At 71.2% G+C, this 20,303-nt stretch carries 17 protein-coding genes; 8 read left to right on the forward strand and 9 right to left on the reverse strand.

The genetic code is table 11. The features are described 5' to 3' along the window. The 3 genes from ACWDV4_RS03985 to ACWDV4_RS03995 form a co-directional block, all read left to right on the forward strand. On the forward strand, positions 1-1,125 hold a 1,125-nt coding region (locus ACWDV4_RS03985), incomplete at its 5' end, for an alpha/beta fold hydrolase (RefSeq protein WP_449974696.1). Positions 1,126-1,404: 279 nt separating this feature from the next. Further along, positions 1,405-2,673 carry a sensor histidine kinase gene (locus ACWDV4_RS03990; protein WP_449974698.1) on the forward strand — a complete coding sequence of 423 codons (1,269 nt, stop codon included), beginning with the start codon at positions 1,405-1,407 and terminating at the stop codon, positions 2,671-2,673. Beyond that, the gene (locus ACWDV4_RS03995; protein ID WP_449974699.1) at positions 2,670-3,953 is read left to right on the forward strand and encodes a S8 family serine peptidase; all 1,284 of its coding nucleotides are present in this window, start codon (positions 2,670-2,672) and stop codon (positions 3,951-3,953) included. The genes ACWDV4_RS03990 and ACWDV4_RS03995 overlap by 4 nt, the downstream gene beginning before the upstream one ends. Before the next feature lie 8 nt (positions 3,954-3,961). On the opposite strand, the gene ACWDV4_RS04000 is transcribed toward ACWDV4_RS03995, so the two are convergent. The 8 genes from ACWDV4_RS04000 to eccCa form a co-directional block, all read right to left on the reverse strand. After that, entirely contained in the window at positions 3,962-4,180 is a 219-nt protein-coding gene (locus ACWDV4_RS04000; RefSeq protein WP_449974701.1) for a hypothetical protein, read from the reverse strand. A gap of 117 nt (positions 4,181-4,297) precedes the next feature. Beyond that, positions 4,298-4,702, reverse strand: coding sequence for a hypothetical protein (locus ACWDV4_RS04005; protein WP_449974702.1), 405 nt, complete (start codon positions 4,700-4,702; stop codon positions 4,298-4,300). Beyond that, positions 4,699-6,024 (reverse strand): alpha/beta hydrolase, encoded by a 1,326-nt coding sequence (locus ACWDV4_RS04010; protein ID WP_449974704.1) that lies wholly within the window; start codon positions 6,022-6,024, stop codon positions 4,699-4,701. The genes ACWDV4_RS04005 and ACWDV4_RS04010 overlap by 4 nt, the downstream gene beginning before the upstream one ends. Then, complete coding sequence (locus ACWDV4_RS04015; protein WP_449974705.1) at positions 6,021-7,283, reverse strand: PPE domain-containing protein; 1,263 nt, start codon at positions 7,281-7,283, stop codon at positions 6,021-6,023. Before ACWDV4_RS04015 ends, ACWDV4_RS04010 begins: the two co-directional genes overlap by 4 nt. 4 nt (positions 7,284-7,287) lie before the next feature. Then, a complete protein-coding gene (locus ACWDV4_RS04020; RefSeq protein WP_449974706.1) occupies positions 7,288-7,611 on the reverse strand; it encodes a hypothetical protein in 324 nt (107 codons plus the stop codon). A 197-nt stretch (positions 7,612-7,808) separates the two neighbouring features. Beyond that, on the reverse strand, positions 7,809-8,111 hold the full coding sequence (locus tag ACWDV4_RS04025) for a WXG100 family type VII secretion target (protein WP_449974707.1): 303 nt from the start codon (positions 8,109-8,111) through the stop codon (positions 7,809-7,811). Positions 8,112-8,135: 24 nt separating this feature from the next. Further along, positions 8,136-8,492 carry a WXG100 family type VII secretion target gene (locus tag ACWDV4_RS04030; protein WP_221449026.1) on the reverse strand — a complete coding sequence of 119 codons (357 nt, stop codon included), beginning with the start codon at positions 8,490-8,492 and terminating at the stop codon, positions 8,136-8,138. Positions 8,493-8,692: 200 nt separating this feature from the next. Then, the gene (eccCa, locus tag ACWDV4_RS04035; protein ID WP_449974710.1) at positions 8,693-12,679 is read right to left on the reverse strand and encodes a type VII secretion protein EccCa; all 3,987 of its coding nucleotides are present in this window, start codon (positions 12,677-12,679) and stop codon (positions 8,693-8,695) included. 219 nt (positions 12,680-12,898) lie between these two features. On the opposite strand from eccCa, the gene ACWDV4_RS04040 reads away from it, so the two are divergent. The 5 genes from ACWDV4_RS04040 to eccD all read left to right on the forward strand — a co-directional run bounded on the left by ACWDV4_RS04040 (position 12,899) and on the right by eccD (position 19,011). Beyond that, complete coding sequence (locus ACWDV4_RS04040) at positions 12,899-13,687, forward strand: hypothetical protein (protein ID WP_449974711.1); 789 nt, start codon at positions 12,899-12,901, stop codon at positions 13,685-13,687. A 138-nt stretch (positions 13,688-13,825) separates the two neighbouring features. Continuing rightward, on the forward strand, positions 13,826-14,908 hold the full coding sequence (locus ACWDV4_RS04045; protein ID WP_449974712.1) for a hypothetical protein: 1,083 nt from the start codon (positions 13,826-13,828) through the stop codon (positions 14,906-14,908). A 1-nt stretch (position 14,909) separates the two neighbouring features. After that, positions 14,910-17,318 carry a TPR repeat region-containing protein gene (locus tag ACWDV4_RS04050; RefSeq protein WP_449974714.1) on the forward strand — a complete coding sequence of 803 codons (2,409 nt, stop codon included), beginning with the start codon at positions 14,910-14,912 and terminating at the stop codon, positions 17,316-17,318. 17 nt (positions 17,319-17,335) lie between these two features. Next, positions 17,336-17,635 (forward strand): YbaB/EbfC family nucleoid-associated protein, encoded by a 300-nt coding sequence (locus ACWDV4_RS04055; protein WP_449974715.1) that lies wholly within the window; start codon positions 17,336-17,338, stop codon positions 17,633-17,635. Next, positions 17,635-19,011, forward strand: a complete 1,377-nt coding sequence (gene eccD, locus ACWDV4_RS04060; RefSeq protein ID WP_449974717.1) for a type VII secretion integral membrane protein EccD — start codon at positions 17,635-17,637, stop codon at positions 19,009-19,011. Before ACWDV4_RS04055 ends, eccD begins: the two co-directional genes overlap by 1 nt. Here the strand turns inward: eccD and ACWDV4_RS04065 are convergent. Continuing rightward, positions 18,981-20,255: a type VII secretion protein EccE gene (locus ACWDV4_RS04065; RefSeq protein ID WP_449974719.1), complete on the reverse strand. Its 1,275-nt coding sequence runs from the start codon at positions 20,253-20,255 to the stop codon at positions 18,981-18,983. The two genes, eccD and ACWDV4_RS04065, sit on opposite strands and share 31 nt — an antisense overlap. Positions 20,256-20,303 lie beyond the last annotated feature (48 nt).

A 20,303-nucleotide genomic window follows, 5' to 3' on the forward strand; every position in this document is an offset into this window, starting at 1 on the left:
ACGGGGGAACCTCCGTTCGGGGCAGCAGGCCGTGAAGCAGGAAACCCGGCGGGCGACCGCCGGAATCCCCGCCCTTTAGGGCAGGGAGATGTCAACCAGGACATGGACGCGATCCGGGCCGCCCTCGGCGAGCGGAAGCTGAACTACTACGGCGTCTCGTACGGCACGCTCATCGGCCAGCAGTACGCCCAGCGGTACCCGAACCGGATCCGGACCATGGTGCTGGACAGCAACATGGACCACAGCATCACCACGGCCTGGCGGTTCATGCGGACGGAGGCGACCGGCGTCGAGGAGAGCTTCGACGAGTTCGTTGCCTGGTGTCAGCGCTCCACCGAGTGTGCGCTGCACGGCCAGGACGTACGGAAGATCTTCCGGGAGCTGCGCGCCAAGGTCGAGCAGGGCGAGGTGAGCTACCCGGGTACGGACATCACCCTCACCCCGCTCGTCTTCCTGCGGGTCGTGATGCGCATGCTGTACGGACCCGAGTGGAACGAGCTGGCGCAGTTGCTCGTCGTGTTGCGTGCTGGTGGTCCGGTGCCGGCCGACCTCGCCACGTCGGCCCCGGAACTCCTGCCGACCACCGGTTCGGCCGGTACGGTGACGCTGCCCGCCTCCCCGACCGGGACCACCGAGGTGGCGGTACGCGATGCGACCCTGATCATTTGCCAGGACTGGCGACTGCCGGTGCGCAGCGCGGCCGAGTTGGCCATCTATCGGCAGGCGTTGACTCTGGTCGCCCCGGACATGACCCTCTCGCCGCTGGGCTGGCTGGTCCCGGTCGCCTGTGCCGGGCTGGATAACCTGCACCGTAATCCGCAGGCTCCGCTGCGCTTCACCGGGTCGCCGTCGATCCTGATGCTGACCAGCCGGTACGACCCGTCCACCCCGTACGAGTGGACGATGACCGCAGCCCAGCAGAGCGGCGTACGGGTGCTCCAGTACGACGGCTGGGGGCATGGCGTCTACTTCAAGGGCAGCGCCTGCTCGATCGCGGCTACGGACAACTACCTGATCACCACGCGACTGCCGGCGGCGGGCGCCCACTGCCCGGCGGTGGAGCCGACCGACGGAGCGTTGCGGCGTGGTCCGGTGGCACCGCCGACCATCCGTATGTGGAGTTGATTTGCCGAGGATGATTCGCAACTGAGTAACTGTGCATCCGGGCCCGGGACAACTGTTCCGGGCCCGGCCGTTTCATCGACATCATTCCCCGGGTGAGCTGTGCAGTTGGATACTGGTGGGTAACTAGCAGATTTACGTTGATCTCCTCTTGCCGCGCTTCTTTCCGTCGGGAAAACTGACCTCGACTCCTTTTTCGGGCCGATGACGACGAGTGGCCCGGGGCGTGGACGAAGGGGCTGATCGAGGTGCATGCTGGGCCGGCACGATGGGGAAATATCGATGACGGCCGGTAGCGTCGGCGCGACGAGCACCATGTTCGCGATGCTGACCCGAGGGGCCGTCGCGGGATTCTGGCGGATGACACGTCGACCCCTGTTCGCTCGGCGGCGACAGCCTGTCGAAGCGGGACCCTCCTGGACCGCCGCCTGCGCCACCATCCACCGACAGGCGTTCCGCAGCCTGCTTCTCGGCGCCCTCGCCTTCCGGGTGCTCGTGCTGCTGGCGCTACCCATCCCGATCGCCGCCCGGGGCGGGGCGGAGACCCTGGTCTGGCTGCTGCCCGGTGGCGCGTTGCTACTCGTCGCCAACGTCGGTGCCCTCGCCACGGCATATCGCTACCCGGCCATCGACTTCGGCCGGATCCGGGGCATGGTGCTCGTCGACCTCCTCCTGGCATACGCGGTCAGTCTCCTGATCAGCGCGACGACGTCGTACCCGGAGTTGTTCGTGGCGTACCTGGCCGGCGCGGTGGCCCTGACGACCGGGGCGTACGGCCTGCTCGGCGGATTCGCCGCCGCGCTGCTGTCCGTACCGGTGCAACTGGCCGGCCCGGCCCTGGGCGCGAGTGTCGGTGGGGCGACCGTCACCGGGCGGTTCCTGTGGCTCGGCCTCGCTGCCGTGGTGGCGGTGGCGGCCCTGGTGGTCTGTGGCCTCAGCGTCCACCGGGCGATGCTCTACGGGCTACGCGCCGGTCGGGACGCCGAACGGGCCCGGATGCTGCGGGCCCTGCACGACACCGTGCTCCAGACCCTGGAGGCCATCGCCCTGCAGAGCGCGGCGGACGAGACCGAACCCCGGGTGGCCCTGGCCGAGCTGCGCGGAGCCGCCCGCGTCCAGGCCGGCCGACTGCGCCGGATGCTCGCCGAGGGCGGCGCCACGGACGACACCACCTTCTTCGGGGCACTGGCCGAACTGTCCGAGGAGTTCGCCGTCCAGGGGCTCCGGGTCGAGCTGGCGGTGGCGACCGGTGCCGGTAACGGATTGCCCCGGGCCGGCCGGGCAGCACTGCTCGCCGCGGTCCGCGAGGCGCTTGGCAACGTGGCCAAGCACGCCAGGGTCAACGACGCGGTGGTTCGGGTCGTCGAGGACCATGGCGGCCTGGTCGTGGTGGTACGCGACCACGGGCGGGGCTTCGACGTGACCAACTACCGCCGGGGGTACGGGCTCCGAGAGTCGATCACCGCCCGGCTCCGGGACGTCGATGGTGAGGGCACCGTGGAGTCCTGGCCTGGTCGAGGCACTCGGGTCACCCTGCGGATGCCAGCATGAACCGGGGGCTCCGACCGGGGGCGTTGGGCGCGTCGCTCCGACCGAGTGTGCTGGGCGCGGCTCTTGGCTGCGTCGCCGTACTGGCCTGGACCTCGATGGCTGCCGCCGCGCCGGTGGCACAGTTGGCCGCCGCCGTGCCGGTAGTGCAGCTGGCTGCCGCCGCGCCTGCGGTACCGGCAGCGGGCATGGTCGACGGCTGCACCAAGCCGGTCGGGGTGCACACCACCGGCACCCCCTGGGCGGTGGAGCTGTTTGCCCCACAGCGGCTCTGGCCGATGACCACCGGACGTGGCGTACGGGTGGCCGTACTCGGCACCGGGGTAGACGCGGACAATGCCCAGTTCGGCCCCGACCAGGTCGAGACCGGCACGGATGTGCTGGCCGGACAGCGGGGGGCCACCGACGACTGCGACGGCCGGGGCACCTTCGCCGCCGGCCTGATCGCCGCGCAGCCGCACGACCAGACGACCATGGTCGGGCTCGCGCCCGGGGTGACCGTGCTGCCGGTGCGCTACACGCAGGCCACCCGACAGGGCAATGGCGCGGTGGACCCGAATCGGCTGGCTGCCGCCATCGACGCTGCGGTCACTGCCCGCGCCAAGGTCATCTGCGTGGTGGTGCCAGCCACCGCCGACAGCGAGGACCTGCGTACCGCCGTTTCCCGGGCACTCGCCGCCGACATCGTGGTGGTGTCGCCGGCCGCACCGGGGGCCCAGAGCCGGGGCGGCATCAGCTATCCCACCGCACTGCCCGGTGTGCTGGCGGTCGGTGCGTTCGGGCCGGACGGCGCGGCGGTATCCCCCGAGTCCGGGGAGCACATTCGGGTGGCCGCCCCCGGCCGTGGTCTGGTCAGCCTGGCCGCCGGCACTAATCGGGTCGGCCACACACCAGCGGTTGACGACCCGGCGTACGCGGCGGCGTACGTGGCCGGCACGGCGGCGCTGGTCCGGGCGTACCGGCCGGGGTTGCGCGCCACCGAGGTGGTGGCCCGCATCGAGTCGACCGCCGATCGGGTGGCGGTCGCCGGTCGACATCCGCAACTCGGCTGGGGCATGGTGAATCCCTATCGGGCGGTCACCGCCGAGGGGGTCGGCAGTTTGCCTGCTGACGGCAGCGCCGGACCGGAGATGATCGCGGCGGCGAGGCCCGCTCCGGACGACGGCGCGGACGGTCTCGTCGTACCTCTGGTGTTGGCCGGGCTCGGTGCGGCGGTGGCGACTGGCATCGGCACCGTGGTGGTACGCCGGGGCCGGGCCCGGGGCTGGCGCCCCGGTCCGTAGACCGCGCCTTATTGCTGCCAGACGATGCCTGTGCCGTACGCCTGAATGTAATGGCCGGCCGTAGTGGCGCTGCGGAATACGTGCTTGTTGCCAACGAACCGGAGGCCGACGACGGCATGAAATCCACTGTGCAGCGCCGCAGCCATGATGTCCTGATAGGCCGCGGCGACCGAGGGCTGTGGATGTGAGCAGACAATTCCGCTGTGTATTATCGCGCGGTTCGCCATGTGCGGAATGGTGTCAGTCGTAGACATTGGAACAAAAGGCTGACTCACATCAGCGAGAATATCTGACCGCGACTCGCCAGATGTGCGGTGAAAGTTCCGGCAACACCTGGCACCAGATCAATTCCCTTCTGCGGTCGGTACGCAGGCAGTGGCACCACCGACGACCACGTCACCGGTGCCGTCCCGGGCGATGTGCACACCGAGGTTGGCCCCGTCCCGCTGGAACTGGTAGGCCACCTCGGCCTCGCTGCTGCGGTCGGTGCCGTGCCAACCGTCGGCGGTCAACTCCGGCACCACCTCGGTGAGCAGGATTCCGATCGCCTCCGGTGTGGTGGCCACCCGCAGGTTGTACTCCCACCGGACCGACTCGCTCGGGGTGCCAGCTGGGCGGAACATGTCGCAGTCCAGCTGTTCGTCGCGGCTGATCCGGGCCGCGCCGAACCGGGCCGCGATGCCATCCAGCACCGTACGCAGCGGTGCCGCGACAGCGGCCAACGGTTCGAAGTCGATCGGCGTGGTCACGGCGTCGACCGTACCGGCACCACCGAGCCACCGGTGAAGACGTTGTAGATGTTCCACCACGCGTCCGAGTGGTAGATCAGCACGTCGGAGTGGGCGGCCTTACCCTCCAGCGGCCGGCCGTCGGGATAGTTGCCGGTCTCCAACCGGACCACCCCGGGAAACTTGTCGGGATCGGCCCCGTGGCCCCAGTTGCCGAGGTTGACGTCCCGTACCCAGGCGATCGGGTCGCCGGGGGCGGTCATCGAATAGCGCTGCACGTCCTGGTGGACCGGGCGCAGATCCGCCGGGCCGTCCACGTCGTGCCCCATGCCGGCCGACTCGATGTGCAGCACCCGGTTGGCGTCCAGCCCGAACTGCTCGGCGGTGCCGACGACCGCCCCGCCGTACGAGTGGCCGGCGTAGGTGACCTGCACCCCGTTACCGGCGGCAGCCGAGCCGGCGATCTCCGTACGCAGCTCGCGGGAGAAATCGGCGAGCCGGGGCCCGAGATCGTCGGCATAGCGCGCCGACGGTGCCTGCGGAAACAGGTTGGACGGCAGGTCCCCATCCATCCACAGGACGACCGCCAGGTCCCGCTTCGGGGCCGCGTCCACGAATCCGGCCATCGTGTCGTGGTAGCGCTCCAGGCTGGCCAGCTCGGAGTACGTCCCGGGGACGAAGACCGCCACGTTGCGGGTTTTTGGCCCGATGTCACCGACCAACTCGACCATCGAGCCGTCGCCGGACGGATCGAACGAGAGGATCTTGCGGTGCTCGGCGAGGATGTTCTCGTACAGCTCGATGCGGGCCTGCGACTTTTCGATGTCCTGCTTCAGGAAACGTTCTTCCTGGTAGTCCCGGTGGAACGGTGGGCCGTCCAACTCCTTCTTGAGCTGGGCCAGCCGCTGCCGTTCGGCGTCCAGCGCGGTGCTGACTGCCTGCCGGTTCGCGGCGATCCGGCCGGCGAACGGGGTGGAACCGGCTGGTGCGGCAGCCCCACGTCCGCCCGAGGCCGGGTCGGCGGTCCCGCCGAGCAGGCTCAGGAAGCTCTGACTCACCCGGGTGTCGCCCTGTCGGTAGTTGGCGACCGAGGCGGTCACCCCGGCGGCCAACCGGCGGGTGCTGGTGGCTGCCGTCTCCAGTTCGGTGGTGCTGGCCTGGAGGCTGCTGCCGTGGGCATGCATCGCCTGCTGGGACTGCGGCAGCAGACCGAACGCCTCGGCGGCGACCGGCGGTGTGCCGATCCGGGCCCGTACGCTGCTCAGCTGGTCCGCACCGCTGCCCAGCTCCGTGGCGGCGGTGTCGAGGGCGACCGGGACAGCCCGGAATCCGGTGCCGGTCATGCCCATGGCCGTTGGTTGTTGGCGGGCTGGTTCGGGTCGAGGTCCTCGCCGATCACCGCCGGGGTGACCAGGGACTGTTCACCCCAGACGTCCTCGGTCTCGATCAGCCAGGGCGGGATTCGGCGACCGCCGGCGGCGTCCCCCGCCCCCATCGGCGCGAACGGCATGGCGGGCATGAAACCCCCGGCCATTCCCTTCGCGCCCACTGCCGCCGCCGCTCCGGCGGCCCCGGCGAGCCCGCTCACCACGGGGGCACCGGACTGGCTGCTGAGCATCTGGTTGCCGACCGGGGTCTTGTCGATGCCACCACCACCGATGCCGCCACCCCCGCCTCCGCCGACGCCACCGCTACCACCACTGGCGAGCGAGGCGGTGCTGGTGCCCAGCTTGTCGGCCTTCTTGTCGCCTGGCTTGCTGCCGGGCAGCAGCCGGGGCAGCAAGCTGGTGAACCGGCCACCGAGCGCGGCCGAGGCGGCCGCCAGGCCGGCGGTGAACATCGCGCTGAACAGCGGTGGGCTGGTGCTGGGGCTGGGCTGCGTCGGGTCCGTCGGCGGGGTGCCGTCGGGCGTGGGAGCCACGCCCGGCTGCGGTATGACCGGAAGGGGCGGGGAGACCGGGGCCGGGTCGTTCGCCGGAGGTGTGGCCGTGGGCCGGCTGGCGGCGGTCGGCGCGATCGGCATCGAGTCTTCGGCCACGGTGTACTGCCCGGCCAGCGTGGTCATGACCCGGACGGCCTGCTGGTGGGCCGCGTTGGCGGCGTCCTGTGCCTGCTGATGGGCTTTGACCTGGTTGATGGCGTCGGACTGTTGCCGCTGGAATGCGTCCACCGTCGCCGGCGGGGTATCGGCCGGCAGGGCGAGTGGTGTCGTCGCGGCGGCGATGACCGACGGAGCGAGATCAGGTACGGACTGTGGGGCGGGCATCGTCTTACGGGCGGTGTCGAGCGCCTCGCCCGAGGTGTAGGCCAGGTCCCGGATCGCGTACGCGGTGTCGGCGACCCGGCGGATGCCCGACGTCAAGTCTTTGATCATTGTCTGGTACTGGCGGGCCGCGCTCCCGTCCCACCATTGCTCGAACTCGCGGAGCTGGCGTTCGACGTCGCCGGCCCGATCGTGCAACGCGTTTGCGGCCGCCTCCCAGCCTCGCGCTGCCGAGACCACCGTTTCCGGCTTGCTGGCGTAGAGCATCCGGACCAGTTCCGGGTGACTGTGCTGACTGAAGTCGCTGCGGGCTCGGCCGCCCCGCTGGTTGCCCGGCATCGTCTCAGCCCTTTCCGTGGCCGCGGAAGGAGGTGGCGACGCCGAAGTCGTAATCGGCGTAGCCGTCGGCGATCATGTGGGTCACGTCGTTGGCGAACGCGATGGCTTCTCGCACCGTGTGCAGCAGCTCGTGCATCTGTTCGACCGCCGTCCGGTGCCGGTCGCTCAGCGAGGACGCCTCGACGAAGTCACCGAGCAGCATCGGCTGTACGCGCAGCAAGCCGAGGTTGTCGGTCGGCTTGCGCATCGCCTCCAGCTGGGTCTCCAGCTCCCGGGCGAACTCTTGCAGCGATTCCAGGTGGACCCGGAACGACTCCTCTTGGGACATCGGCGCGCTCTCCTGTCTCGGCGCTCGTCGGCAAGACCGTCGTCAGGCTGGTTCGCCGTCGACGACGGGTCGGGCGACCGGCCCGGTCAGCGATAGCCGCTCCGTGACCGGCCTGATCGGCGACAGCCGCTCCGGCGGCCCGGTCGGCGACGGCGCGGGTGGGTCCCCCGACTCCCCCCGCGCCATCGCCGATCAGCTCAGCCGAAGTAGCTGGCGTTACGGTTCTCCAGCGCCAACTGCACGTCGTGCGCCTCGTTCACCTTGCCGGAGAACTGACCGATGATCGTGATGATCTCGTTCAGCGCAGCGCGCAGCCGGGTTTCGGACTGCTCGGCGGCCTGACCGGCGGAGCTGCCGGAGGCGTACCAGGTTTCCTTGATCGGACCCAGACTGGTGTGCAGCTGCTCCATGTGGCTGGTCAGCGACTGGGCCTTGACGTGCAGCGAGTCTGCGGCGGCACGAAGCCCCGCGAACTCGACGTTGATGACATCGCCGTTCATCTCGAATCACCCCATCCGGGCAGGTTAGGCCGGCCCACCGGCGAGACGGTTGAGTACGGAGCTGCCCTCGCCGACGGCGCCCGCGAGGCCCTTGAGGGAGTCGGCGACGGTCCAGTCGCCAGTGTCGTAGTTACGGAAGCTCTGGTTGACCAAGCCGGACATGGTCTCCAGTTCACGGGCCGCGACCCGCATGCTTTCCTGCAGCCGGTTCTGCAACTGCCAGAACGCGGTTGCCTGGTTGCCGGCGTACCGGCTCAGCACCGAGACGAGTTCGCTCTCCAGCTCGGTCATGGTCCGCGCCGCGTTCGTAGCGGCCTCGTCGAACCCGCTGACCGCTCGCGTCATCGCAGCGGCATCGCTCTTGAATCCGGGACTGGCCACGTCGGGTCACCTCCTTCAGGCGGAGTGGCGCGCCGGCTCGCGGCGCCGTACATGCTGGGGATGTTAGGTAGATGCGACCCTTAGTTAGTACGGCACAACTACCCGCCGGGGACACGGCACTATTACCCACACGACCGACGGGCGGTGTCCACTCGGCCCATCCGTCACCAGCCGGATTCAGGCCGAGCCGTCGACAGGGCTCAGGCCGAATCAACATCGGACCAGGCGATTTGGACCAACGACACCCCGGTACGCCGGTTCACCAACTGGCCCCGACCGGGCGGCTGCACGCTGGGCTTGACGTCCGCCAGCAGTGCCCCCTCGTCCCGGGGACCGGAGAGCAACAGGCCGGGCGTACCGAGGTCGCGCAGCCGCTGCATCCCCGGCTCGTAGAGGGCTCGGCTCGCGCCACCCGTACGACGGGTCACCACCAGGTGCAGGCCGACGTCCTTGGCCTGGGGCAGGAACTCCAGTAGCGGGGCCAGCGGGTTGCGGGTCGGCGTCACCACCAGGTCATAGTCGTCGACGAGGACGAACAGCTCCGGCCCGGTCCACCAGCTCCGCTCCCGCAGCTGCACTGCGGTCAGCTCCGGACCGGGCATCCGCTGCTGGATGCCCTGGGCGGCCTCGGCGATGAGCTGGGTGAGCACCGGCTCGCTGCCGGCGTAACCGAGCAGGTGCGGGCCGGTGATCGCGTCCAGCAGCCCGCGGCGGTAGTCGGCGATGATGATCGCGGCATCGGCCACCGGATAGCGGGCGGCGATCTGCTGGGCCAGCACCCGCAGCAGGTTGGTCTTGCCGGACTCCACGTCCCCGAAGGCGATGAAGTGCGGGTCGGCGTCGAAGTCCAGGTAGCTCGGGCCGAGGTCCGCCTCGGCCAAGCCGACCGGGATACGCCGGTCGGTGCGGGCCTGGCCGTCGGCCGATACCGGTGCCGGTGCCGGCAGGTCGGTGACCGGCACCAGTCGGGGCAGCAGCCGTACCTGTGGGGCTCGCGCTCCCCGCCAGCCGGCGTCCACCTGCTTCACAAGGTCCGCCGCACCGGCCGGCAGGTCGGCGACGGAGCTGCCCGCGTCGATCCGGGGCAGAGCCCCGAGGAAGTGCAGCTTTTCGCTGGTCAGGCCACGCCCGGGGGAGCGTTGTGGCACGCTGGCGGCGGCCCGCCGGTCGTACGCCGAGTCGGCCGGGTCACCGAGCCGCAGTTCGATGTGGGTGCCGATCAGGTCCCGGAGCGCGGGACGGATCTCCATCGCCCGGTTGGCGGAGAGTACGACGTGGATGCCGAAGCCGAGCCCCCGGGCGGCCAGCGTGGTGACCGTTTCGTCCAGCGGCTCGAACTCCTGACGCAGGGTCATCCAGCCGTCGACGACCAGGAAGACGTCCCCGAAGGCCCGACCGTCGGCGGTCGGTGGCGGCTGCCGCCGGAAGGTGGCCATCGAGTCGATCCGGTGCTCCGCGAACAGCTTCTCCCGTTCGGCGAGGAGCGCGGTCAGCTCGGCGACGATGCGGCGTACCTTCTCGGTGTCCATCCGGGTGGCGTAGCCGCTGACGTGCGGCAGCCCGGCCACCGTGGCGAGCCCGCCACCGCCGAAGTCGAGCGCGAAGAATTGCAGCTCGGCGGGGGTGTGGGTAAGGGCGAGGGCGGAAACCAGGGTACGCAGCAGCATGCTCTTGCCGCTCTGCGGACCGCCGAGCACCAGGGCGTGCCCGGCCGCGCCGGAGAGTTCCGCCCAGAACAGGTCCCGGCGCTGCTCGTACGGCTTGTCCACGATGGCCAGTGGCACGGTGAGCTGCCCGTTGCCGGCCCAGCCGACCGGGCTGAAGCCGCGCTCCGGGTCGAGCCCGAGTGGGGGCAACAGTTGGTCGAGGCTGGGCGGGTCGGCCAGTGGCGGCAGCCAGATCTGGTGGGCAGCGGGCCCGTGCCCGAGCAGCCGGCCGACCATCGCGTCCAGGATCGTCGTACCGGTCGTTCCCGGGGCAGGTTTTCGGTCGGCGGTGGCGACGGGGAGGACCGCACCCGCCTCCGCTTCGGCCAGCTCCAGTGGGGCCAGCCGGTACGGCAGGATGCGCCGCTCGTACGGCACCTCCGCCTCGATGCCGGGGGCGTGTTCGGGTGGCAGTTCACCGGAGACGTACGCGGCTTTGAAGCGTTGCAGGGTGGTGGTGTCGTGCTTCAGGTAGGCCGAGCCGGGCACCGAGGGCAGCTCGTACGCGTCGGGCACCCCGAGCACCGCCCGGCTCTCCGAGGCGGAGAAGGTGCGCAGCCCGATCCGGTAGCTGAGGTGGCTGTCCAGGCCGCGCAGCCGCCCCTCCTCCAGCCGCTGCGAGGCGAGCATCAGGTGGATGCCGAGGCTGCGGCCGAGCCGGCCGATCATCACGAACAGGTCGATGAACTCGGGTCGGCTGGAGAGCAGTTCGCTGAACTCGTCGATGATCACCAGCAGGGAGGGCAGCGGACGCAGCGGGGCACCGTCGGCGCGAGCCCGCTCGTAGTCGCGTACCGAGGCGTAGTTGCCGGCGGCGCGGAGCAGTTCCTGCCGGCGTACGGTCTCCCCGCGCAGCGCGTCGCCCATCCGGTCGACCAGGGTCAGGTCGGCGGCGAGGTTGGTGATCACCGCGCAGGTGTGTGGCAGGTCGGTCATGCCGGCGAAGGTCGCCCCGCCCTTGAAGTCGATCAGCGCGAGGTTCAGCGTCTCCGAGGAGTGGGTGGCCGCCAGGCCGGTGACCAGGGTACGCAGCAGTTCGCTCTTGCCGGAGCCGGTCGCCCCGATGACCAGCCCGTGCGGGCCCATGCCGCCCTCGGCGGACTCCTTGAGGTCGAGGTCGACCGGGCGGCCGTCCGGGTCCACGCCGATCGGGATGCGCAGCCGGTCCCGGGAGGCGCGAGGGCGCCAGGTGACGGCGGTGTCGAGGTGTCGAGGGTCGCCGATGCCGAGCAGGTCGGCGAGGCCGAAGGTCCCGGCGAGGGGCTGATCGGTGCGGATCGGTGCCCCGGTGTGCAGCGCGGTGAGTTGCCGGGCGACCACTTCGGCACCGGCCACGCTGAGCTGGTCCGGTTCACCGACCAGGGCCACCCCGTCGGCCGTACGCATGCCGAGGTGTCCCTGGGCGAGGACCAGGTCGAGGATGCCGGCACCGTCGCTCGGTGCGCCGCCGATCTCCAGCACGGTGGTGCCGGCCAGCCCGCCGGCCGGGACCAAGCCCGCGTCGGGGTGGGTGGCCCCGCCGTCGACCAGGATCAGCAGGTGTGGAGCGTCGGGTCGGGTGCCGGGCCGGAACGTGCCCCGGGTGCCCGGCTCGGCGGGGTCGTCGGCGAGCAGCGCGGCCAGGCCGGTCAGGGTGGGCGCGGCGAGCCGGGTGGGGCCGCTCGGGTCGGTCCGGCCCGGGTGCATGGCGTGCGGCAGCCATTTCAGCCAGTCCCAGGCGTCCTGCCGGTCAGGTGCGATGCAGACGGCGATCCGCAGGTCGTCCGGGGAGTGGAAGGTGACCAGGTGGGCCAGCATGGCCCGGACGAGGTGCAGCCCGATCGGCCGGTCGCCGGCCAGGGTGATCCGGCGGAACGAGCGCAGCGAGACCGCCACCGGCAGGTCGGCGACGGTGGCGTAGGTGCGGATGAAGTGCCGTAGCGAGGTGGAGGAGACCGGGTCGAGGTCCTCCAGGGGGGCGGTCTGCGGGGCCCGCAGCGCCGTGGCCAGCCGCTGCGGGCCGACGCCGACGCGTACCCGGCCGAAGTCCGGGTCGGTGCGGGCCCGTTCCCACAGCCGCTCGGTGCCGGCATACGACCACAGGTCGGCCGGTTCGGGCAGCGCGGCGAGGGCGGCCTCCCGTTGCCGTACCGCCACCTCCCGGACCTGGCCGCGCAGGCCACCGAGGTAGCGCAGGTAGTCGCGCCGCTCGTCGTTGATCTGTGCCTTCTTCGAGGCACCGCCCCGGGACAGGGCCATGAGCAGCATGCCCACCATGACGCTGAGGTAGAGCGCGCCGAATACCCAGGTCATCGCGCCGCCAGAGCGTCCGATGTAGACGAATGACATCGCGCCCATGCCCAGCATCATCGGCAGCATGAACATCAACTGCATGCCGCCCTGACCCGAACCGCGGGGCAGTGCCGGGGGCGCCTGGAGCATGATCTCGCCCTGGGGCGGCTCGGGCAGCGCGACCCGGCGGCGGAACATGTCGATCGACATCCGGCCTCCTCGGCAGGGGGATTCGGCCACCGGGATATCGGCAGACTTCCCGGTGACTCGTGGTCACTTCGACAGGGCGGCTAGTGGGTAGTTTTGCCGTACAGAGCGCCGCGCGCACCAACTTACGATGACCCGCAACCATCCGGAAACCGTGCGGACGCAGGGAAATCGCCCTCGCCGCCACGGCTGGTCAGCATGATCGGCGGAAAGGTGCGGGCGATGACGTCAGGCGCTTCCTACCACGTACGGCCGGATGCCGTACGCGGAGTTGTCGGCAACGTGGTCGGCCTCCTGCTCCAGACCTACAGCACGGTGATGGAGTTGGAGGCGCTGACCCTGGCGCCGACGACGTTCGCCAAGATCGGCTCGCCGGTCGCCTCGGCGAACATCGCAATGCAGGGCCAACTCGTCGGCACCATGCGGACCCTCCTTCAGCTGTTGCAGGAGGTCAACGACCTGGTGCACCGCAGCGCCAACGACTACGAGGCGGCCGACCGGGCGGTCGCGGCGGCGCTCGGCGGCAACCTGGGGAGCGACCTGGGCGGCGAACTGGGCGGACACGCCCCGAGCGGCGGCCAACCGGCCGGCGCGACCCTGGCCGGATACGCCATCAACGACAGTGCCGGTGCCGCCGGTGAACCCGGATCCGTCGGCAACGTGCTGGACTACCTGACCCGGGCCCGGCTCGGCGACCTGGCCACCCGGCCACTGACCGAAGTCACCTTCGGTAACGCCGGTGACTTCGCCGACTGGCTCGACCGCAGCCACACCAACCAGGAGCGGGTCGGCCTGCTCGCCGTCTACTCGGGCAGCGGACGGGACGTCTCCGGCGTGGTGAACACCGGTGACGTGGTGGTCGTGCAGCCGTACGTCGGTGATTCCGGCCCGGTGATCGGCGTGGCCGGCGCGAACGGACAGCTCTACAACCACGGTGCGGTCGGCGAGGCGGCCCAGTTCGGGCGGGTACGGGTCTATCGGCCGATGACCGACGCGACCCCGCTGTGGTGACCGGCGTCGTGGCGACCGACGTGATGCCGCCCGTGCCGGCCAGTGCGGTGCCGCCGCTAGCGACCGACGTGATGCCGCCTGCCGCGACCAGTGCGCCGCCGTCCGCAGTGACCGACGTGATGCCGAGAGAGGTGCGTCGTGTTTAACATCCCCAACTCAGGCGCAATGGACGCCGCAGCCAGTGGCCGTGGCCCCAGCACCGTCGCCCTACCCTCGATCATCGGGGGCGACCCGGCGGCGATCCTGGCCCACGCGGCGGCGCTCACCGCCCGGGTGACCCGCCTGGTCAGCCTGCTTGCCGACCTGGAACGGGCCCGCGAGCAGCTACGCGAGGTGTGGTCGGCGGGGGCCGCCAGCGACTCGGTGGTCCAGAAACTCACCAAGTCGTTCGCCAGCTTCCAGAAGATCATCGAGACCGTGTACGCCGGCATCCGCGAACTGGAGGGCTCCGCCGCGCAAATCACGACGGCCCAGGCCGCGTACCGGGCGGTGGTGAGCGCGATCAATCCGACGGTCGCGGCGCTGATGTCCAACCCGTACACCCGGGCGGCCGGCCGGGCGCTGGCGGTCAGCGCCACCGGCATCCTGAAGGCGTTCCTGACCGGCATCGGGGGCATCCTCACCGCCATCGGCGCGACCAACATCGGTCAGATCCTTACCGGCCTGGCCACCATCGTCACCCAGGTCGAGCAGCTCTTCTCCAAGAACAACGACGCCGGACGGTCCACCGCCGCGACGGTGCCGACCGGGATCGCGAACACCGCGATCACCGCCCCGCCACAGATCGGCAGCGTCGCCACCAGCACCGGGCAGACGGCACTGGGCAGCGGCTACCCCCTCGGCCAGACGATGCCCAACTTCACCGGCTCCGGCTATCCGACCACCGGATCGCTCACCAACTACCAGCCGTCGGCGCTCGGCGGTAACGACCAGTGGGTCGCGGTCGACCGGGGGCAGTCCACGTTGCCCGGGGGCACCCCGGTACCCACCGCCCCGGCCCCGACCTCCCCGGCGGACGTCACCCCGGCACCGGCCACGGGCGGCCGGGACGGCGACGACGACGTCACCATCACCGCCAGCAAGGGCGACCTGAAGGTCACCGTCGAGGTGCCGGTCGACACCGGCCGGGCCTTCGACATAGAGGTCTCGGCCAGCTCCGGCGGGCAGACCGTCGAGGCGGACGTCAGCGTCGACGTTGACGGCTCGGTCAGGGTGAGCTGACGTGACCACCGCCGTGCCGCTCTCCGGTCGCCTCGTCCTGGACCTCTCCGGCGCGCTGTCCGGGCTGCTCAACCGGTACGCCCAGGTACTCACCGAGTACCGCCGGCAGATGACCGGCGACCCGGCCGGGCTGTGCGCGGTGGCCCAGTCCTACCGGACGCTCGCCGACCAGGCCGCCGGTGTCTGCACCGACCTGCACCGGCACCGCACCCAGCTCGCCCAGCACTGGTCCGGCGCTGCGTATGACGCGTACGGCACCGCGACCGGTCGGGTCACCGCTGGGCTGGACGGAAGCGAGGCCCGGCTGCGCCGGCACGCCGCCGCACTGGAGAACGCGGCCGGGGCACTCCGATCAGCGGCGGCTGGTGCGGACTCGGTCCTCACCCAGTTCCAGGCCGCCGCCCAGGTGCTCATCGCCTACGCCCGCGCGGTGCCGCAGAACCAGATGGCCGCCCTGGTCAGCCAGGCCCGCCAACTCGGCGAGCAGGCGATCACCGCCATCCGGGGGATCTACGACACCCTCGCCGCCGCGCTGGTCCGAGTCGCCGCCGAACTGGGCGCACCCAGCACCGCCCAGGCCACCCCGGCCCAGGTGACCGCCTCGGCCACCCAGGGGCGGGCCGCCGCCGTGGCGGTACGGGCAGCGCTGGCCGGGGACGCCTCGCCGGAACGGTTCCGCCAGGCCATGGCTGAACTCGGGGCGATCACCGAGCGGCTACGCACCAGCCAACCGCAGTCGGCCGCCGACAAGGCGTACCTGACGGCGTTCTATGGCGAACTCGGCGAGCGGATCTTCGACCTGCCCGGTTACCTCAACGCCGACGATCATCGCTATAACACCAGTCTCTTCGGACTCTTCGGCGAGACCGCGCCCGGCTTCGCCGCCGCCGACCGGCAGGCGATGATGACCACCGTCGGCAACGGCATCCTGACCCTGTCCCAGCACCCGACCGACCTGCCACCTGCCGTACGGGATCTGGTGTTCTCCTCCGCCGCGACCGAGACCAACATCGGCACCGACTCGTGGGGCTTCACCCGGGAGGTCTCCGGCGGTGCGAACGGGCCGCTGACCGGGGTGTTCGGCGAGACGGTCTACACCAACCGGCTCGACGTGCCCCGCTTCGCGCAGTGGGAGGCGCTGTCCCAGCTCACCCACGCCGCCGACCGGAACATGGTCGCCGGCACGGAATTCTCCACCGCGATGACCCGCCGGGTCGGCGAGATCGCCGATGTCACCCAGCGGCTCGACGACATCTCCCGACTCAAGCCCACCGACCCCGGCTACTACGTGTCGACCAACGACGCCGTGCTGTGGGACAAGCCACGGGTGGACACGACGTTGACCTCGATGCTCGACGTGTCCACCCGTAACCACGTTGCCAACGCCGCACTGGTTGGCGACGCCGCCACGCTGGGCCACCTCAGCGGCTTCGCGTGGGCGGATGATGGCCGCGCTGCGGGCCAGGTCATCGACTGGATCGGCTCCGGGACCGCCGATCCTGCCGAACACGACCTGGCCCGCGGCGCGTACGTCGACCTCACCCAGACGATGACCGACCCGTCGTCGTACGAGCGGATGCTGGCCGGGATGCGGGAGAATCCGCACCTCTCCGAGGCGGTCGCCCGCGCCACCGTGCCCAACCTCGACCTGTACGCCCAGCCCCTCGACGGACTGGACACCGACACCCGCGCCGACCGGATCGGCGGCACCGACGCCCGGCACATGCTGATGCTGGCCGAAACCACCCAGACCGGCCGCGACCAGATCAACGCGGGTGCCGACCTCTACAAGGAATACCTGCTCCGGCAGGCCGACGCCGGGACGATCCCGATGGAACAGGCCGGTCGGTACGCCGGCAACGTCGACGGGTTGACCAACGCGGCGGCGGCCAACGCCATCTGGCACGCCAACGTGTCCGACGCCGAACAGGCCACCAAGGTCGCGCAGGAGTCGTACACCCGGCAGATGGCCATCGCCAATGCGGTCAAGGACGTGGCCGGCTTCGGTGCGGGCACGATCCCGCAGGTCGGCTCGTTCGCCGGGTTCGCGGTCGGCCAGGCCGGCAACCTGATCACCGGGGCGATGCAGGCACCCGCCCCGGTGCACCCGGTCAGCCTGCCGACCGACGTCTTCCACCATCCACAGTTCACCGGAAACGGGGCCGTCTACACGGCCGCCAGCGACCTGGCCGGCTATGAGTTGCGTACCGGCGGCAACGCGCCGGACGTACCGGTCGGGTCGATGCACGGCACAGCGGCCGAAGAAGCCGTACGGTGGGCTCGCGCCGATGCCGGGCGGGCCGACTACCTGGACGCCTACAACACCGCGGCGCACTACGTGTACCTGGAGAACCTGGCCACCCAGACACGTGAGTCGATCCAGTACGACGTGCAGGGGCGGCGGCCATAGAACCGGAGGTAGAGGGCATGGAACCGGCGATCGAGGAACTGATGGCCCAGGTGCGCGAGCAGCAGCAGCGCATCGAGGACATTCAGCGTTCCGTCGAGACGATGGAAATCACCGGATACGCCGGCAACGGGGACGTAACCGTAAAACTGAAGGGCGACGGCCGCTTCACCGACGTGTCGATCGATCCGCAGGTGCTGCGCCGCTACGACGCGCAGACCATCGGCCAACTGGTGCTGGAGGCAGTCAACGACGGCCTGGCCAAGTTGGGCGCCGCGAGTGAGGCCAAGTACGCGCCGCTGCTCGCCGAGGCCGAGTAGTGACCACCACGATCGCACCCCGGCGGGTGACGGTGGTGGCACCACATTCCCGGCTGGACGTGTCGTTGCCGGTGCAGAGCACCGTGGCGGAGTTGCTGCCGCAACTCGTCCGGCTGCTCAGCGTCGAGACCGACCGGGCCGGTGGCGCCGGCTGGCAACTGCACCGACTCGGCGCTCCGGCGCTGGACAGCGCCGTGACAGTGACCGGGGCTGGCCTGCGCGACGGTGAGGTGCTCTATCTGAGCAGTGTGGACCGACGCGCCACCCCGATGCTCTTCGACGACGTGGTGGACGCGATCGCCAGCGCCGCAGCCGACCGGCCCGGTGTCTGGCGGGGTACGGTGTCCCGCCGGGTCGGTGGGGCGGTTGCCGGTCTGGCCTTCACCGCCACGGCGGTGGCGCTCGGCTTCAGCGGGCTGCCCGCGATCACGGTGACGATCCTGGCCGGGGCGTTGGCCCTGGCGCTGCTCATCGCCGGTGGGGCACTGTCCCGGGCGTTCGGCGACCGGGGGCTCGGCGCGGTCGTGGCTGCCGGTGGCGTACCGGCCGCCGTGGTCGGTGGCCTGGCCGTGCTCGCCGGCGACGGGCAGGCGGCGCTGGCCATGACGGCCGGTCGGCTGGCGTTGGCCGGCACCGCCGCCACCCTCTACGCCGCGCTGGCCGCCGTGGTCGTGGCCGAGCAGCGGTTCGCGGCGGCGGCCGTCGCCGCTGCGGTCGGTGGCATCGCGGCCTTCGTCGCCCTGCTCACCGGGGCGGCGCCGGGCTCGATGGCGGCGATCGTCTGCTGTGCCGCTGTGATGGCCAGCCCGGCGCTGCCGATGCTCGCCCTGCGGCTCGGCCGACTGCCACTGCCCAGTGTGCCGACCGACGTGGCGGCGTTCCGCCGGGACGAGACGCCGACGTTGGGCCCGGAGATGGTCGGCGACACCGAGGCTGCCGAGCGGATCCTCACCAGCCTGCTCTGCGCGCTGGCGATCATCGTCGCCTGCTGCGCCGGGGTGCTGCTGACCACCGACGACCGGTGGTCGTGGGCGTTGTCCGGCCTGCTCGGCACGGCACTGCTGCTGCGGTCGCGAGCCTATGTGGGGGTGGGGCAGCGGGCAGCGTTGCTGCTGGCCGGGGCGGTTGCCGTGCTCGGTACCACCGCCCGGATCGGGCTCGCCGGAGACGCGGGCACCCGACTTCTGCTGGCCGGACTGATCGGGCTGGTGGGGGTGGTGTGTGCCACGTACGCGGTCCGGGCTCCGGCCGGCACGCCATCGCCGTACTGGGGGCGGCTGCTCGACGTGGTGGAGTTCCTGACACTGATCAGCCTGGTTCCGGTGGCCGGTGCGGTGCTGGACGTCTACGGCGCGGTACGCGCGTGGGGCGGCTGAGTCACCTGCGCGCCGGCCGGGGGGTGTGGATGGAAGCCGGCCGGGGAGGTCGCCTGCGCGCCGGCCGGGGAATGCGGTTGGCGGCCGGCCTGGGGATAGAGCCGGAGGCCGGCCAGCGGAAGGGTGTCCCAGGCTGCCACGGCATGTGTGCCGTGCAGCGGGACGAATCCCTTGCCGAACCCGGCGGTGGCCCGGCCGACCACTTCGGCGACCGCCTCGGGCGTGGGTCCGGCCGGCACCCCGAGGCGGACCAGGGCACTGGTACGGGTGCCGCCGCCGCGCTGCCGGTCCAGCCGGATCGAGACGGCGCTGACCAGAGCCGGGGCGCTGCCGTGCCGGCGCAACAGGTGGGCCACCTCGGCCCAGTCCCGGGGCGTCCGGCGCGGCCGGTAGCAGACCTGGTGCAGCATCCCCAGCGACCAGTAGCGCCAGTTCTCGGTGGTGGGCTCGGCAGCTTGTCGGGGGTCGACGCCGAGCGAAGCCGCCCACGCATCGGGCAGTCGGGTGCCGTCGGGCAGCACCACCGGGTGGCCGGCGGCGCGCAGCACGGTGGCGATCTGCAGTGCGGCGGTGCCAACCGTACGGATCAGGCCCTGATCGCCGCCGCCCCGGGCCTCGACGGCGCGTGCCGCGTGCCTGGGGTCGACCCGGAGGGCGAGCCAGCGGGCGGTCTGGCCGGTGACTGGGGAGGCCCAGTCGACGAGTTGCAACCCGGTCAGGGGCAGTTCGGGATCGGAGTAGCTGGCCGAGAGATGACGCAGCAAATCATCGAGGTCGCCAGACGGGTCGACCTGCAGCAGGGCGCTCCACGACCTCCCGTCGCCGGCCAGTCCGGCGCGGTTGCCGGCCCGGTCGGCGTAGGTGCGGGTCGACAGAGTGGGCAGGGCCGGCTGCGGTTGCCGGGAACGCCGCTGGTAGCGCTGCCGGACCAGCGCCCAGTCCGGCAGCCACCGACCCCGGACCCGCAGCGCGGTGCCGGCCACCACGAGGGTGGCGAGCCCGGTTGCGGTGCCGCCAACGGCGTCGAACGGGCCACCCGCCACGATCGCCCCCACCGCCGCTGCCTGCCAGAGGGCGACCCGGCCAGCCTCGACCCCCAGCCCGCGGCGCTGCCCGACCGGCGGCCGGGGCAGTCGCCCGGCCCGCGCGAGCGCCGGGTCGCCCGTCGGCCCGCTGGCCGGTTCGATTGCCGACGCGCTGGCCGGTTCGACAGTCGATGTGGCAGTCGGTGTGGCAATGGGCATGGCCGGGTCCCCTCGGCTGGAAATTGCCGGATGGCTATACCTTGCACC

This window comes from Micromonospora sp. NPDC003197, assembly GCF_053590565.1.

Bases quoted from the DNA above. Each gene is read 5' to 3' on its own strand.
- ACWDV4_RS03995 (WP_449974699.1), top strand. From the start codon at position 2,670: ATGAACCGGGGGCTCCGACCGGGGGCGTTGGGCGCGTCGCTCCGACCG.
- ACWDV4_RS04000 (WP_449974701.1), bottom strand. From the start codon at position 4,180: ATGGCGAACCGCGCGATAATACACAGCGGAATTGTCTGCTCACATCCA.
- ACWDV4_RS04010 (WP_449974704.1), bottom strand. From the start codon at position 6,024: ATGACCGGCACCGGATTCCGGGCTGTCCCGGTCGCCCTCGACACCGCC.
- ACWDV4_RS04040 (WP_449974711.1), top strand. From the start codon at position 12,899: ATGACGTCAGGCGCTTCCTACCACGTACGGCCGGATGCCGTACGCGGA.
- ACWDV4_RS04020 (WP_449974706.1), bottom strand. From the start codon at position 7,611: ATGTCCCAAGAGGAGTCGTTCCGGGTCCACCTGGAATCGCTGCAAGAG.
- eccCa (WP_449974710.1), bottom strand. From the start codon at position 12,679: ATGTCGATCGACATGTTCCGCCGCCGGGTCGCGCTGCCCGAGCCGCCC.
- ACWDV4_RS04055 (WP_449974715.1), top strand. From the start codon at position 17,336: ATGGAACCGGCGATCGAGGAACTGATGGCCCAGGTGCGCGAGCAGCAG.
- ACWDV4_RS04065 (WP_449974719.1), bottom strand. From the start codon at position 20,255: ATGCCCATTGCCACACCGACTGCCACATCGACTGTCGAACCGGCCAGC.
- ACWDV4_RS04015 (WP_449974705.1), bottom strand. From the start codon at position 7,283: ATGCCGGGCAACCAGCGGGGCGGCCGAGCCCGCAGCGACTTCAGTCAG.
- ACWDV4_RS04025 (WP_449974707.1), bottom strand. From the start codon at position 8,111: ATGAACGGCGATGTCATCAACGTCGAGTTCGCGGGGCTTCGTGCCGCC.
- ACWDV4_RS03990 (WP_449974698.1), top strand. From the start codon at position 1,405: ATGACGGCCGGTAGCGTCGGCGCGACGAGCACCATGTTCGCGATGCTG.